We start from the raw sequence: 13,734 nt of genomic DNA, 5'->3' as shown, positions 1-13,734 counted from the left end.
CGGTGACGCTCGTATCAAGCTACAGCAGCTGTATCCAGTTGAGCCGAGGAACTAGTCAGACCACATCTGAACCTACAGTGAGAGCGCGCCCTCAAGACTGTAGAGTTGGCTGTTGAGCGTGCTCACTCGTGGGGCGAGTTGGAACATGGCGATGAGGAAGATCCCGAGTTCGCCGAGTTCGAGCCCCGAGAAGACGAAGCCGACGTAGATCAACACGAAGATCGTGACCGCGGCCGCAAGCTGGTAGAAGTTCGTGATCGCCGCCTCGTTGCGGGAGATAGCGACCTCGGCGTCGGCGTACTGGTCGATCGCGCTCCGGAAGTTTCCGAATAGCTCGTCGGTCATCCTGAAGAGCTTCACGTCGCGGATCCCTTGTGTGCCGGCCTGGACAGTGGTTTGGACGCGCTCATTGGCTTCGGCGACGCGCGTCCCGACGGTGACAGCGGGCTCGATACCGACCCGAAGAACGACTGTGATCGTCCCAAGGAGGCCGACGGCGACCCCGGTCATCAACGGTGTGATATACAGCATGATAGCAAGGTACATCCCGACCAGAAACAGCCGCTCCATCGTTGCCACGCCCTTCTCGATCACCTGACCGGAAAACCGCGTTTCGGTGATGATCGCGTTGAGGATGTCGTCGGAGCCTTCGGCGTCGAAGTAGCCGACGCTCGCCGCAAGCGCGCCGTCGAAGGCCCGAGTTCGAAGGGCTGTTTCGTACTGGGTTGCGAGCCACGCTTTCAGCCACGCAACGAGAAACGAGAGCGTATACCGGATCGTCATCACCGCGGTGACACCGACGAGGAGGTAGCCGAGTCCGAAGGGAACACCGAGGAACTCGTAGATCGCAAGGAAGGTTTCCAACACCGGGCCGCCGCCCTCAACGGGCCCTTCGGCCTGTGCAACCTCGATTATCGGGTGGATGAAGCCGAGGCCGACGCCTTCAAGCGCGGCGACGAAGCCGCCGAGGAGGATCAGCCCGGCGGTGAATGTCGGGCGGTAGCGGGCAACCCGGAGGAGGGCAGACAGCTTCTCACCCCATGTGAGATCAGCGGGCGCAGTGTTCTCGGTCATTGCTTCGCGTTATCTTAGCGCGGGTGAAAGGACTGCGGAATATCTTCTGTTCCCGTCTAATTTAGTCATACCCCACTGTGTCGAATGTTTTTGAAGAACACATATTATTCCTCACGCACTAATCAGGCTGACTGATTCAACTCCTGAGACACCAGCCAGTCTGTCTTTGATGTCCTCCTCGCCAATCGCCATAGCCCACCGAACCGTAATGTCGACGGTGATGAGTGTTGCCGACAGCTGTGGCTCGATACTATCTAATTCGTCGATTGTCAATCATCAATAATTTTGAGCCGCGAGAGACGCTTCTCAGCGTCAGTGACGAGGTTCCCATCTGCGCCACAGGGGATTCGAATCGTCACGACAGCAATTGTCGTCGGTGCTGGATCGGTCGTATTGGGTATTGCCATAGTATCAGCTCCATTAAGACGCGTCTCGCGGGCCAGATGTTCCACAACTGTACTCCGAATGCGCGAGGGACGATTCGAACGCCCGTCTCGGTCGTGAACTCCTCGGGGTCAAGCCCCGAGGCAGTCGCCTTGCACCGCCTGCACACGACCGCGTGTTTCCGAACTCCACCACTCGCGTATCCGCAAAAAAGCGACAGGGCTAGGACGGTTGGAATGTCTCAACCTCATCGATGATCTGCTTTGGATTCTCGGCGTGTTCGATGAACGAGAGGATGTGCTCCGACCACCCAGAGATGTTATAGACGTTCTCGTAGCCTTCTGGCGTCACCAAGTCGCCGTAGGCCGCGAGATCGACGAGATACAGCGCGGTGTCCGCAGACACCTCGTCTCGATACGTGTCGAACGCGTCCTTGATTGTCTGGGAATCGCGGGCTGTGAACGGCGTGTTATCCCAGATCTGCATATCGGTGAAGACGACGATGCGTTCAACAGCATCCCCTCGGTCGTGGAGGTGTGTGATCGCCTTCCAGCCGTTCGTCGAGTGCCCAACGTCCTCGTCAATCGCCAACACTGCCGCTTGGCGCTGCAGTATTGGCGTATCGACGTGCATCGAAACTGTCTGGAAGTCGTCGCCGAACCCGCCGACTTCGGCACCCTGGTCAGCTAAGATCGCACCGAATAACGCACCGATCTCCTTCAGTCGGAGCGTGCTGTTCGCAGATAGCGGATGATCCATCGACCCCGACAGGTCGACCGCGACAAAGGTATCGCCGAATCCACCCGGTACCGTCTCGACTGCGACATCAATCGCATCTTCGAGCCACTGCTCGACCGTCGGTGCTTGGATATCCGCATCCTGCAGCGCTGTGTAGGCCTGGTAGTACCGGAATGGGTACAGCGGCGCGTGTCGAACCGTCTCCAAGTCGAGGTGATTCACGATGGTGTCTTCCGGGACACCGGCTTCAAGCATGTTCCGGAGGTTCCGAATCGACGCGAAGATCGGCAGCGTGTACTCGTCGTCCTCGATGAGCAGTTCCCAGGCATCTTGGGTGTTGCCGCGTTCGGAGATTACCGTCTCCCATGTGTTCGGTGCCGACAACGGGTCGACGTCGGGATAATCGTCAAGATCGCCACGCATGAACCGCTCGAAGAGCACTTCCTGCTCGGCGTCGACGGGCGTGGGGTGGACGCGATTAAACACGTCGTGCAGCGTCACCTCACGCCGTGTCAGGTCGTATTTGCCCAGCGTGTAGGCGTCGGCCATCTCATCCAGCGCGTCCTCGATGCCGCGTCGAAGCGGCCACGGCGCAGTCCCACCAAACAGCTGATCGTGGACAGCGAGAGCGGTGGCTGTTTCGTCCATCCGCTGGATGATCGCCGGCGCCCATTCGCGGATGAGCGACTCCGGTGAGTCGTCCTTGAATCGATCGTCGTTGGCTGCCAGCACAAGCAGTACCTGCGGGATGTCCCGCAAATGGAGCTCCTGGCGCGCATAGGCCGCGAGCTGCAGGACGAACTCCGGGTCTTCGTTTGCGGCGGCATCGAATTGGCGAACGACAGCAGCCAATTGCTCGTCATCCGACTCGTAGAACGACCCTTCCAGCAGTTGATTGATTGTGCGCTTATACAATGCAAGTCGAGGGTCGGCGGGTTCGAACGCTTCTCCACCTTCGTAGTTGGTGGTTCGCGTTGCCTCCGCGACCGTTTGCTTCTGCGTGTTGAATTCCATACTTCCACCCGGAGCCGCAACAGGCGACTCCGATATGCTGCCCACATGTTCTGTGAGCAGCGAGTATCAGGTGCGAAACTACCCGAACCAGCCTCGCTTCGCTCGGCTGGACGTTCCCGGCACGATTCGAACGTGCGACACCCAGCTTCGAAAGCCGGTGCTCTGTCCTGACTGAGCTACGAGAACATGAGTGGCCGGACAATTCCTGGAGCGAACGACGGGATTCGAACCCGTAGAGTGTGATTGATGTATCACTCCAGATCGACGGCCACCGACGACACGGCGACCGGAAAACCGTCGGAGCGGAACCGGTGTCGAGAGTACGCTTGTACCCTCTTTGTCCGGAATGTTATCGATGGACTGCGCCACCGACAGGAGTTGAACCTGCGAGTTCCTGGCGAAGCAACGCTCCGACTTGACGGTCGCCACGTGCGGTCGGGTAACCGGCGGTGCGACGAGCTATGACTCTCGTTGGTATCCTTTGCGGGCGAAGAAATGCACCACCTCGACGACCACACGTTGGGGAAAGCCGACTGTGATAGCATCACAAATCCGTGGCTGCCCGCGTATCAGACACGGAAAATGCTGTCAGAGCCAGCTCCCCGAGTGCTCCCGAGGGGAATCGAACCCCTGGCCTCCAGTCTGAAAAACTGGCGTCTCTCGCCAACGGAGACTCCGGGAGCGCTGTAGAAATAAAACCAAACACCAAGTTACAGCCGACACGCACGGGTCACTGCAGGCGTTCGAAACCATCGAGTTGCCCGTGCGTGAATGTCACTCGGTATGTGACGAGTGTATTGAGATCCTCAAAGGAGTGTTTGAGATCGAAGCGGCCGTGGTAATCGTCTCGCTCAATCCAGCCGTCGTGGACTCGCTTCCGACAACCGGCGATATAAAGGAGATCTTCCTCGTCGATGTCGTCACGACTCGCGTATGGCCGGTCTTCCGGCGGAACCGTTTCGATGTGCCACTCTTCTTTGAGGAGCCGACCGTCCGCCGTAATCCGAAATGTCGCCATGGTTGGTCGATCGATGCCTTTCGTCTGCCAGACGACGTCCTCTGCTGGAGTAATCCCTTCGGGGTACTCCGGTAGGTGGACGTCGTCGTAGAGTTCGACTGTATCGAATAGTCCCATTATTATCAACCTCAAGGGGATGGCAAAGATTTGATCCTGCGTGTTCTCGTGCTGTTTGACAGCACGCACTGTTCGATTTCTGACCGTCGCCTTCGAGGCGAATGCGCTCATCAGCATCCAGTCACGGCACGGATGGATGTCGGTCACCTCGTTCCGTGGAAGTACGCACCGTCCTCGGTGACACAGATTTCCACGCTTCCAATCGTGTCGATAGACGTTGTCTCATCGACCGGGATGTGACGGAACGCTTTCTCCTCGCAGGCGGGGCAGACATCCGTTGTCATGACGCCGCGACCCGGATTCGAACCAGGAGGCCAAACGCAGACGGCCACGGCGTAGCAGGCCGATGGGTTCCCCAATACCCAGTCGCGGCGCATTGAGCCGACGAGGATTCGAACCTCGGTTCTGTGCGGGTAAGGCACAGGTCGTCGTCCGCTGATCATCGGCTCACGGGACTGCCGAGTATTCGGCAGTTGGTCGTCAGACTGTACAACTCATTACGACTGCACAACTGCGACCGAGTAGTCGTAGTTGCGTTTCTCATCGCGAGGGCGTACTTCGGGGTAGTCCCGGGAATACCACACCGGACCATGGAGGTTGCAGACCCTGCCGGATCCGTCACCGCCGACCCGATCTGGATGATCGGACAGGCGGGTTGTGCCTCCCTCGATGGGTATCCCCACGTGGCCACGCCACGCATCCACGCCGACGCCGGGATTCGAACCCGAATCACGGCCGCGACAGGGCCGTATGCTCGCCGGGTTACACCACGTCGGCATCAGAGTCGCCCCGGCCGGAATCGAACCGGCGACCTCCGGATTCAAAGTCCGGCGTCCCTCGCCAGCGGAGACTCCGGGGCTCGGCGTCGCTGCAGCTATCGCTGCGGGGTTGTTGACTAACGATGTCCGTGCGCTCAGCGCGGACGGAGTCCGTTCGTCTTTGTTTCGGAACGAACGGAAACCAATCAGCCGCGAGCCTGGCGTTCCGCACTCGAATCAGGCTATGTGCTAAGGGGGTACTGGCCAAAGGCAGGCGGCAATCCCGTGTTTCTCGACCCCTGACGGGTAGTCCGTATGGGGGCCGAGTTATGCGGGTGAAAGTGTCCGGACGTTGCCGGATTGCGTCGAACTCTCGTATTCGGAGTCGACGTGGATCCGGCGGTTTGCGCCCGGTGTCTTCGCACGCTGATCTTGCAGGCACTCGCCGAACACTGGATCCGCGGCTAAGCGAGAACGAGAACGCCGCGGGGTGAGGCGAGTGATATTCATTGTGTGGGACTCTCCCAGTTTGTGGGGTATATCGGACGTCAATCTGGATTGTATTGGCAATTGTATTAAAATTAGCCAGGGTGTGTTACCCACAGGCACGGAGGTCACGGGTTCGGCTCCGTCGTCTGCCACGCGAAGGAAATCAATTAAGGGATCTCCTCAACAGCGTGATCCAATTCGTTGGCCGTCGACCATTCTACGACCCGGTCGCTCACCGCTGCCTCAAGAACCGCTAAGTGGGAGGCAGCCATCCCGTTGTCGTAGTGCGCTCGGTGTGTTGTCGGATCGTCATACACACGCTTGAGGAGCCATAGCACATCTCGAACGTTTGTCTGCTGTCGATACAAATAGCCGAGTTCCCAAACATGGCCCCCTTCGAAGTCCTCGATTACGCCGACAACCCATGTCGCCTGTGCCGACAAGATGTCGAAGGCTGGAGCCCACAGGTCAAGATCCTCGTTGTCAAAGCCAAACTCCTCTAATCGGAACGCGACAGCATCCCGTCGATCATCCAACTGGGAACACACCCGGCGGCGACGGTCTCCAGACTCACCCGACCCGCTTCCGACAACGAGATACCGTCTGTCAACCCGACGGATATCATCAAACTGTGATCCATGGAGGCCATTCTTGAGTCGCTGGTGTTGCTCCGGTGTGAGAGATAACGCTGCGTCGTCATGTAGCTCCCCATCGCTGATATCCCCAATAAGATCGGCTGCTGTATTTTGCCTCTCCCCAACTGCATCATCCGTCTCATCGCGAGTATCGTTGTCGTCTTCGCCCGATTCCATACTATTTGTTACTCCGGTTTGATATCGTATAGTGCTACTGGTTGCAGAACTATTTAACTAATCACTTGAACCTAGCAACCAAGTGTTTATACGCCGCTCTAGCATAGTGGTAGATATGAAGCCTCAGGTTGCGGAGTCAGACACAGCAGACACTGGTGGTACCCCCACTGAGTTTGAGGCATGGACAGCACTGCAGAAGGCTACTGATCAAGCCCGTGCGAATTTGATCGCAGACATCGTCGGCCACCCGCAGGGAGCACCAAGCGTCCAAGAACTCGATTACATGAACCCCGCGCTCGGTGAAGATGCGATCCGTCGGCATCTCAGCGTGTTGGCTGATGTCGGCGTGATTGCGGAGCTAGTGGTCGCGCCTGGTGACCGAGTGCGGGGGTACCCGTACAAGTTCTATCAGCTGACCGAACAGGCCCGAGAATTATTCGACCGAAACGATCTGTTCCCAACTGATGCATGGCGGAGACAGTACGACCGCGTTGAGAAGACTGGTGAAATCGCTGAACTCGAAGCGATGCCCCGGCCCGAGTGAACTACCCCACCCTACTGCTCGCCTGACGGCTCGCGCTTGAGGGTGGGGCTTCCTGTTTCCACGACGCGCTTTGCAGACACCGAATCGGTATCCACAGGAAGCGCAGTCTCCACAGGCGTTGATTCGGAGCGTCCCTCTCCTACTTGTTCAAGACCGCGAGAAAGGATGTTCCACGCCGCGTTCGCGTCTCTATCCGCCTTGAATCCACATGCCGGACACGAGTGTTCGCGTACCCACAGCGGTTTGTCCGTCGAAACGCCGCAGGACGCACATTCCTTGGTCGTGCCACTCGGGTCTACGGCAACGAAATGTGCGCCTTCGCGTTCACACTTGTATTCGAGCATCCGCAGGAATGTTCCCCACGCCGCGCCTGCTCGATTCCGTGAGTTTCCGGGTAGTTCAACCAACCCTTTCGCGTCCAAGTCCTCCGAAGCTACCAAATCGTACTCGGTAGCGTAGTAGTTCGACAACTTGTGGAGGAAGTCACGACGCTTTCGCTTGAGGTCAGCGTGGCGTTGGGCCACGACTCGGCGTTGTTTTTCCCAATTCGCAGAGCCGTGTTCCTTTCGTGAGAGGGCACGTTGTGCCCGTTCTAAGCGTTCGCGCTCGTCCGAGAAGTCAGGGGATTCGACCGCCGTTCCGTCCGTGTCGTGAGCGTACTTGAGAATCCCAACGTCGATGCCGACGCATTTCTCGGGATTCTCGGGCTTCTGCGGCGGGTCGTCGGGCGTTTCGATGCCGAGGATGGCGTACCACTTCCCGGTTGGTTCCTGCTTGATTGTGACCGTCTTGATTTCGGCGTCGTCGGGCAGGTCGCGGTGGAAGGTGAGCGGGATTTCCCCGAGTTTCGAGAGCCACAGTCGAGTCCGACCGCTCGTGTTTTTGAGCTTGAAGCCGGATTGACTGTACGTGAAACTCTGGTACTCGCCCGGAGCCTTCCAGTTGAGAGTACCGACGTGGTAGCCGTTCTCTTTGTGACCGCGAAGCGTCGAGAGGTTGTCGTATAATCGCTGAACGACTTTCTGAAGAACCTTCGAGTGAACTTGTTTCAGGTCGTTCCACCACTTCTTGAGACTCGGTAGGAGTTTCTGTTCGCTGTATGCCGAAGTGTTGTCGGTTCGGTTGAGTCGGTGGAGGAAGTGGTTGTAGACCTGTCTACAGGTATCAACAGTCCACGCTAACTGGTCTTCGAGAGCGTCGGACGGTCGCAGCCGATACCTGTAGTTGTAGTTCATCTATGAGCGTTCTTCGATGAGTTCGTCAAGTTTCTCTTGGACGAACGACGAGAGGTTAAGATGGTTCTCCTCAACCCACTTGGCTTGGTCGTCGCGGATAGAGATGTTCTTGCGTGTTGCCACAACACAAAATACACAATATACGCAAATAATGGTTGCGATTGCGTGAGCCTGTGGGCCAAGCGTCGAACGTGCTTGAGAACTGTGCGCCGCTGTATCCCCTCCCTACTCGCTCCCTTCGGTCGCTCCTTGAGGAAGGGGCCTTAGCGCCTCAATTCAGGTAAACTGCCCCGGGGTCAAGTGGTTCGAAAGATATCGGCTCTTATTGGCGGTGTCAACAATCCTACCCTACTTCGCTCACTGCAGAGGAACCTGGTCAGCTGCTCAGTTGTTCGAGGGCAGCAACGATGTCGGTGAGGTCAAACGGCCGTGTTTAATCACTTGACTGCGTCGGATTAGGTCACCAGAATGACGGCGTTGAAGCGAGAGACAGCGTAATGTGCCCACGCTAATCTCCCGCTTCACTGAACGAGTTACCTTCGCAGTGAAAAGAGTTGCCGATGATTGGGACGAACCTGCCGCCCCGGAACGGGGCGGCGGGTTCACTGATGCAGCGATGATATCCCTCCACTGTCTCCGGATTTACCTCAACACGACATACCGAATGACGATTGATCTGCTGATGGAGATGCCGCAAATATGCCGGGAGATCGGCCTTGAACCGGCCGATCTCCCTGATCATTCGACGTTATGTCTCGCATTCGATAGAATCGAGATGGAGATCTGCCGGACGCTCTTGGCACAATCAGCACAGCTGCACAACACCGGCTCAATTGGAGCGATTGATGCGACATACTTCGAGCGCTCGCCTGCGAGCCGCTCGTACTGCAATAAGACAAAGTACGACGTACAAGATCTCAAGGCGACGAAACTCGTTGATACAGAGACGAACGTTATCCTCGATTTGCACTGCACAACCACCAGAGATGGGAGTGATGCCGACATCTGCAAGCAACTCGCCCGCAAGCACGCGGGCGAGTTGCAGGCTCTTACCGCCGACAAAGGCTACGATTGCACGTGGTTACGCGAATATCTCCGAGAAGACATCGGTGTGCGTCCACTGATCAAGCACTGCATCAACAAGCCCTACGATCACGCCCACAACGCCCGTATTGACGACGATCTCTACCACCAACGCTCCATGTCAGAAAGCGTCTTCTCAGCGGTCAAGCGCTCGCTGGGCGTCGCCCTGCGAGCACGTATCTGGTATCGAGAATTCCGTGAACTCGCGCTGATGTGTGCAGTCTATAACATCAAGAAGGCCGCAGAACAGGAGATTCCGATCCCTTCAGGCGATTAAACACGGCCGGTCAAACAGACGGAGGTCATCGCGCTCGGTTACAGCCTCCTCGACAGATCGTTTGAAGCCCGACCGGCTGAATAAGGCAAATTCAAACGTCGGATCATACAGCAGCCGCGTGATGTTTGTGCCAAGATCCTGCGATGGATCTAGCGGACTGAGATATCGAGGGGCTCCTCCGAGAATTCCATAGACGAACACCCGTTCTTCGGGGTCGTATGTCGGCACGAACTCAGTGATCGCGTGAACGGTAGTTGCGTGAGTTTAAATTATCTCCAGTAAGTCACCGGGATCGTCTCCAATGATATCGGCCAAGCCATATGTCGTAATCGAGTCTGTGTATCCCTGCGCTCGAACTGCATTTTCGATTCCTTTCTTTGCTGGCTGATCGTCGGTAAGCACGATGACACCCATCGTTGAGCGGTCTCTAACGTACTGAATGGCCAACCCTGCCAGTATTCCATCTGTTTTCTCGACCTCGTGTTCGGATCGGCCGGTTTCACTTGCGATGGTTCGTCTGGCAATATCGCTCGCTGTGACAGCATCCCCATCAGCTGGAGAGGGTGTATCGATGATTTCGGCCCAGCCCTCCTCAAGTGCCGTCTGGACGCGATCCATCTCTGGGCCGCCGAGCTCACCGATCACGCGCCGAGGGAGTTTGCAGACGACGTCGGCATTCCGCACTGCATTTCGGAATTGCCGATACTGTGGATTCGATGGACGCCCAATCGCGAAGAAGATGTTCGCGTCGACGAGGACATCCTCCTCAGCGGAGAATGGACTGTCGGTACCCATCTAGTAGACTCACCTTTCAGTGTCCGACGATCGTGGCGGGCCGTTTTGGACGGTATCGAGAGTCGGGAGATCCATTTCGTCGTCCACGTCTGGAAACAGATATTCAAAGAATGGATCGTGGTCTCGACCAACGACCAATGCCGGTTTGAGCGCGTAGATGATCATCATCGCTTCTGTCGCCCGAACGTCGATATCAGTGGCGACCATCCGCTGGGTTGTTTTTCCTGCGAAATGGAGTCCGGCACCGCGCAGGGCGGCAATAAGCTTTCCGAGACCGTATCGGTCTATGAAGTACTCAACGTCCTCGTCGATCTCTTGGAGTGAAAGGGCATGAAGAACGGTCGGCGTGATGACGATCGGGGCGTACTGTTCGACGAGGATGACTGGCTCTGCGCTCAACTGTTGGGGACGCGTAGAGTCGTCTCGCTTGATGAGGCCCAGCTCGACCAGTTGATCAACGTACTCGTAGGTCGTCGATTTCGAGAGATCCAGTGCGTCCATGACTTGCGGCGGAGTGACCGGGCCCCAGTAGCAAACATAAATGTAGACGCGGGCGAGTGCAGGGCGGTTGAGTAGTTCGACGACTGTTTCGAGTTGGGAGGCATTCTGGGCCAATGTCTCCGGTTCAAGTGTTTCTTTGTCCATTGTATCGATCGGTGGTGGATCTGAGGTGTCGATTCCGCCATCCGGACGAACATGATCGCGAGCAGGTGTCATATGCTCAGTTCGAAGTCTGTGTACTTCATACTAGTGGTGGTTTCTCAGCCGAAATCATAGTCGCAGGCTTCCGCCCCGACATACTCGTCGCGTCCAGTTCGATCCGGGACATAACAGGGTGGGTCGGTCGGTCGCTCAAAAGCAGGCCCACTGAGATGATCTGGATAATCGTCGACTGCGTGGCGGCGGAGCATCACTGCTATTGACGATCGAAACGAGAACAGATCGCGTTCATGTCTGTGACTGAGGGTTCCACGCGGTGGTCGGAGTTTTGTCAGTGGTGGCAGTCGATCTTTGAGGAGATCATCATGCGTGAGTAGTCGAACATCGTAGACCTGTGCCAGCTTCCAGGCGCGGTCGGTGAGGTACGTGGTGTGACAGAGTACCGGCATTGCACTGCCGATGTGCGCCAACAGACAGAGTCTGATGATCGTTTCCTCACCAATCGGTCTGTTCGCCCAGTCTTTGCACTCACAGACGAGATAATCGCTCGGCTCACCGCGATGAGAGTCTCGTTTGGCGACCACATCGGCGGTCAGTTCGAGCAACTGCTCTCGCTGGGCTGTTAGATAGCCCCACGATTCGAGCGTTTCAGCGAAACAGTTTTGGAGCCACTCACCGTTACCTTGGCCGCGGCCGGGAGTTGTTTCTCTGGGTGGCTCCGTTTTGTCGTCGGGATCAGTAGTGTCAGTCATTGGTTGGGTTGGCAGTGGGTGTGGTCGGGTTGTTCAGATGGGTGTTCTTAGAATGACGCTGGGTGTGGGGATTGATGCCTGCCTTACACACGGATGGAGTGATCTCGGGGGAGCAACCAGTGGAATCAGTCACCGTATTGTCGGTCGAAAGCACCACCGGGTCGTTGAGACAGGGCTGGTGCTGTTGGCGTGAACTGAACGACCGCATGCCAACGGTCGCAAGCACTCGATAGAGTGGTGGGTGTGGTTGCTGCGGTGGTTTCAGCCGACAGTCTGGACAGTACCACGCTGTGGGTTGCCAAGTAGTGTGTTGTGGGGGTGTCTGTTCGACAACGATCTGACTGCCTTCTTGGAGTGTCTCGCCACACGCTTGGCAGGTGACTGGTGTGTTGGTCGGAAGCGGTTGGCCATCAAGAACTGCTGGGAGCGACGCTGTGACCGTTAGGGGTGCGTTGGATGTGGATTTCGGTGGAGCTCCCTGCCAGCCGGCGGTATCGTCGGTAGCCGTTGTGATTTGTTGGTAAAGTGTTTTGATAGATTGAGAGTGGTCTACCGTCAGTGGTTCGGCTGAATCATCGCGGTTGGATTGGTCGGTAGTGATTTTACGACCAGTTGTCGTTGCTGCGGCAGAGACAAGGTGAAGTCGAGGGGCAAACAGGACGGGCGATGACTGTTGGATGGTGTGGTTACTGCAGCGGCCGATCCGGCCGTCGATAATGAGTTCGTTGACGCCGAGTGTGAAGAGAGTGGTTAGGTCTTCGTTGTGATTACTGCAGCGACACTGGCCGATGGCGTACCTTCCTCGCTCGGCTGGACAGTAGAGGTACAACGTGATTTGATCGCCTTCATTCAGTGTCTCCTTGCAGATCTGGCAGCCCGCTTCGTCTCCAGCGAGCGATTTCAAATTAATGCCTGATAATGTCTGTTCTAGTTTTAATTCGATACTGTCTTGGAATCTCGAGGTAGATGTTCTCATGGTTCTCGTTGGAACGGGAACCGAGTCCTAGTGTCTCAGCACTAGGGCACTTCTTCGTGGTTAGTGCCTGAGTGGACTCGGCTTTCACCCATTAGTTGAATGTCTAATGGTAAATGCCTTTGGCTTATCGACTAATGGTGTTAGTCCAGCAACCCTATGTGGTGCAACAATAATAGAAATACCATGGCCGAGAGAGGACGAGACGAAGAAAGTGGAAAATTTACCGAGGAATACCCAGAAGAAGATTTCATCAAGGCCCTGAAAGAACTCGAATCATCTGGTACGACTGATATTGCAGAATTTGTAGGCTGTGACCGCCGTACGGCATATCTTAAGCTCAACTCTCTTGAAGAAGTGGGTAAGGTAGAAAGCAAAAAAATTGGAAATGCGCTGCTGTGGGAGCTTACAATGGAGTCTGTCTGATCCAGCGTTTCTCGACTAATTTAGCTGATCTACTCCTTGCTATATTGAAGAAGTGTGCTTTGTGCTACTGCTCACAAAACGCGAATCCTTGCAGTCTGGGAACACTCACACCCCACTGGTTCCGCTGTTAGCATAACAGGTCTTGCGGTCTGAGGAGCACTCACACCCCACTGGTTCCGCTGTTAGCATCATATATTGCTCCACAAACCTCTCGAACACACTCAACTAATTTGATTGACACAATCGTGCCGGAATAACTCTATCAGAGGCAGCCGCGAATGGTTGCGGAAGTCGGCGTTGATGTCGGGATAGCTGAACCCGTGCGCATAGATGAACATCAACACCGTATTCCTCGCTGCCGATGTTGATCTCGGCCTCAACAGCACATCTTTTCCAGAAGAAAGCCGACATTAAAGAAGGCATCTCAGACGAGTAGATTTTGTGTGGCCGTTATTGCTTGTGGTTGACGAGACACCCGCCGACACATCTTTCTTAGCGAGCGTTTTGGGTACTGGCGTTCGACCTTTGTTGGTGTGTGATTGCCAGAGATCGTACGCCGCATGATCTCAAACGACCTCTTTGTTT

General features: G+C 56.2%; 14 protein-coding genes, 6 tRNA genes and 1 pseudogene. 3 read left to right on the top strand and 18 right to left on the bottom strand.

The genetic code is table 11. The annotated features are described in order from the left end of the window. Positions 1 to 72 precede the first annotated feature (72 nt). The 12 genes from HKK80_RS14245 to HKK80_RS14190 all read right to left on the bottom strand — a co-directional run bounded on the left by HKK80_RS14245 (position 73) and on the right by HKK80_RS14190 (position 6,404). Positions 73 to 1,074, bottom strand: coding sequence for an ABC transporter transmembrane domain-containing protein (locus tag HKK80_RS14245; RefSeq protein WP_411800247.1), 1,002 nt, complete (start codon positions 1,072 to 1,074; stop codon positions 73 to 75). Positions 1,075 to 1,343: 269 nt separating this feature from the next. Continuing rightward, the gene (locus HKK80_RS14240; RefSeq protein ID WP_411800246.1) at positions 1,344 to 1,481 is read right to left on the bottom strand and encodes a hypothetical protein; all 138 of its coding nucleotides are present in this window, start codon (positions 1,479 to 1,481) and stop codon (positions 1,344 to 1,346) included. 59 nt (positions 1,482 to 1,540) lie between these two features. Beyond that, positions 1,541 to 1,659 (bottom strand) — tRNA-OTHER (locus HKK80_RS14235). Between the two features lie 21 nt (positions 1,660 to 1,680). Next, positions 1,681 to 3,210: a TROVE domain-containing protein gene (locus tag HKK80_RS14230; RefSeq protein ID WP_411800245.1), complete on the bottom strand. Its 1,530-nt coding sequence runs from the start codon at positions 3,208 to 3,210 to the stop codon at positions 1,681 to 1,683. Between the two features lie 111 nt (positions 3,211 to 3,321). Continuing rightward, a tRNA-Arg gene (locus tag HKK80_RS14225) sits at positions 3,322 to 3,396 on the bottom strand. 421 nt (positions 3,397 to 3,817) lie between these two features. Beyond that, positions 3,818 to 3,893, bottom strand: a tRNA-Glu gene (locus HKK80_RS14220). A 47-nt stretch (positions 3,894 to 3,940) separates the two neighbouring features. Continuing rightward, complete coding sequence (locus HKK80_RS14215; RefSeq protein ID WP_411800244.1) at positions 3,941 to 4,345, bottom strand: hypothetical protein; 405 nt, start codon at positions 4,343 to 4,345, stop codon at positions 3,941 to 3,943. Between the two features lie 143 nt (positions 4,346 to 4,488). Continuing rightward, complete coding sequence (locus HKK80_RS14210; RefSeq protein ID WP_411800243.1) at positions 4,489 to 4,629, bottom strand: hypothetical protein; 141 nt, start codon at positions 4,627 to 4,629, stop codon at positions 4,489 to 4,491. A gap of 2 nt (positions 4,630 to 4,631) precedes the next feature. Then, positions 4,632 to 4,718, bottom strand: a tRNA-Ser gene (locus HKK80_RS14205). Between the two features lie 330 nt (positions 4,719 to 5,048). Next, positions 5,049 to 5,122 (bottom strand) — tRNA-Asp (locus tag HKK80_RS14200). Between the two features lie 7 nt (positions 5,123 to 5,129). Further along, a tRNA-Gln gene (locus HKK80_RS14195) sits at positions 5,130 to 5,205 on the bottom strand. A gap of 554 nt (positions 5,206 to 5,759) precedes the next feature. Continuing rightward, positions 5,760 to 6,404, bottom strand: coding sequence for an aminopeptidase (locus tag HKK80_RS14190; protein ID WP_411800242.1), 645 nt, complete (start codon positions 6,402 to 6,404; stop codon positions 5,760 to 5,762). Positions 6,405 to 6,519: 115 nt separating this feature from the next. Here HKK80_RS14190 and HKK80_RS14185 point away from each other — a divergent pair, with 115 nt between their 5' ends. After that, positions 6,520 to 6,948 (top strand): ArsR family transcriptional regulator, encoded by a 429-nt coding sequence (locus tag HKK80_RS14185; RefSeq protein WP_411800241.1) that lies wholly within the window; start codon positions 6,520 to 6,522, stop codon positions 6,946 to 6,948. 11 nt (positions 6,949 to 6,959) lie between these two features. Here the strand turns inward: HKK80_RS14185 and HKK80_RS14180 are convergent, their stop codons facing one another. Next, positions 6,960 to 8,183: an RNA-guided endonuclease InsQ/TnpB family protein gene (locus tag HKK80_RS14180; protein ID WP_411800240.1), complete on the bottom strand. Its 1,224-nt coding sequence runs from the start codon at positions 8,181 to 8,183 to the stop codon at positions 6,960 to 6,962. Beyond that, entirely contained in the window at positions 8,184 to 8,306 is a 123-nt protein-coding gene (locus HKK80_RS14175) for a hypothetical protein (RefSeq protein ID WP_411800239.1), read from the bottom strand. It abuts the gene before it with no gap. A 376-nt stretch (positions 8,307 to 8,682) separates the two neighbouring features. Here HKK80_RS14175 and HKK80_RS14170 point away from each other — a divergent pair, with 376 nt between their 5' ends. After that, complete coding sequence (locus HKK80_RS14170) at positions 8,683 to 9,543, top strand: IS5 family transposase (protein WP_411800238.1); 861 nt, start codon at positions 8,683 to 8,685, stop codon at positions 9,541 to 9,543. Here HKK80_RS14170 and HKK80_RS14165 read toward each other — a convergent pair. The 4 genes and pseudogenes from HKK80_RS14165 to HKK80_RS14150 all read right to left on the bottom strand — a co-directional run. Continuing rightward, positions 9,532 to 9,809: pseudogene (locus tag HKK80_RS14165) on the bottom strand (hypothetical protein); the annotation flags it as partial. The gene HKK80_RS14170 and the pseudogene HKK80_RS14165 overlap by 12 nt on opposite strands. After that, on the bottom strand, positions 9,808 to 10,338 hold the full coding sequence (locus HKK80_RS14160) for a hypothetical protein (RefSeq protein ID WP_411800237.1): 531 nt from the start codon (positions 10,336 to 10,338) through the stop codon (positions 9,808 to 9,810). The pseudogene HKK80_RS14165 and the gene HKK80_RS14160, both read right to left, overlap by 2 nt. A gap of 9 nt (positions 10,339 to 10,347) precedes the next feature. After that, entirely contained in the window at positions 10,348 to 11,055 is a 708-nt protein-coding gene (locus HKK80_RS14155; protein WP_411800236.1) for a helix-turn-helix domain-containing protein, read from the bottom strand. Between the two features lie 44 nt (positions 11,056 to 11,099). After that, entirely contained in the window at positions 11,100 to 11,750 is a 651-nt protein-coding gene (locus tag HKK80_RS14150; protein WP_411800235.1) for a hypothetical protein, read from the bottom strand. Between the two features lie 1,159 nt (positions 11,751 to 12,909). Here HKK80_RS14150 and HKK80_RS14145 point away from each other — a divergent pair. After that, a complete protein-coding gene (locus HKK80_RS14145; RefSeq protein ID WP_411800234.1) occupies positions 12,910 to 13,149 on the top strand; it encodes a transcriptional regulator in 240 nt (79 codons plus the stop codon). Positions 13,150 to 13,734 lie beyond the last annotated feature (585 nt).

The sequence above is a fragment of the Halonotius sp. F2-221B genome, from assembly GCF_046719765.1.
Lineage (GTDB): Archaea > Halobacteriota > Halobacteria > Halobacteriales > Haloferacaceae > Halonotius.
This window is presented reverse-complemented; position numbering and strand designations above follow the sequence as displayed.

Coding starts and splice junctions, on each gene's coding strand:
- HKK80_RS14185 (WP_411800241.1), top strand. CDS start 6,520: ATGAAGCCTCAGGTTGCGGAGTCAGACACAGCAGACACTGGTGGTACC.
- HKK80_RS14155 (WP_411800236.1), bottom strand. CDS start 11,055: ATGACACCTGCTCGCGATCATGTTCGTCCGGATGGCGGAATCGACACC.
- HKK80_RS14210 (WP_411800243.1), bottom strand. CDS start 4,629: ATGACAACGGATGTCTGCCCCGCCTGCGAGGAGAAAGCGTTCCGTCAC.
- HKK80_RS14245 (WP_411800247.1), bottom strand. CDS start 1,074: ATGACCGAGAACACTGCGCCCGCTGATCTCACATGGGGTGAGAAGCTG.
- HKK80_RS14180 (WP_411800240.1), bottom strand. CDS start 8,183: ATGAACTACAACTACAGGTATCGGCTGCGACCGTCCGACGCTCTCGAA.
- HKK80_RS14215 (WP_411800244.1), bottom strand. CDS start 4,345: ATGGGACTATTCGATACAGTCGAACTCTACGACGACGTCCACCTACCG.
- HKK80_RS14240 (WP_411800246.1), bottom strand. CDS start 1,481: ATGGCAATACCCAATACGACCGATCCAGCACCGACGACAATTGCTGTC.
- HKK80_RS14160 (WP_411800237.1), bottom strand. CDS start 10,338: ATGGGTACCGACAGTCCATTCTCCGCTGAGGAGGATGTCCTCGTCGAC.
- HKK80_RS14145 (WP_411800234.1), top strand. CDS start 12,910: ATGGCCGAGAGAGGACGAGACGAAGAAAGTGGAAAATTTACCGAGGAA.
- HKK80_RS14230 (WP_411800245.1), bottom strand. CDS start 3,210: ATGGAATTCAACACGCAGAAGCAAACGGTCGCGGAGGCAACGCGAACC.
- HKK80_RS14190 (WP_411800242.1), bottom strand. CDS start 6,404: ATGGAATCGGGCGAAGACGACAACGATACTCGCGATGAGACGGATGAT.
- HKK80_RS14150 (WP_411800235.1), bottom strand. CDS start 11,750: ATGACTGACACTACTGATCCCGACGACAAAACGGAGCCACCCAGAGAA.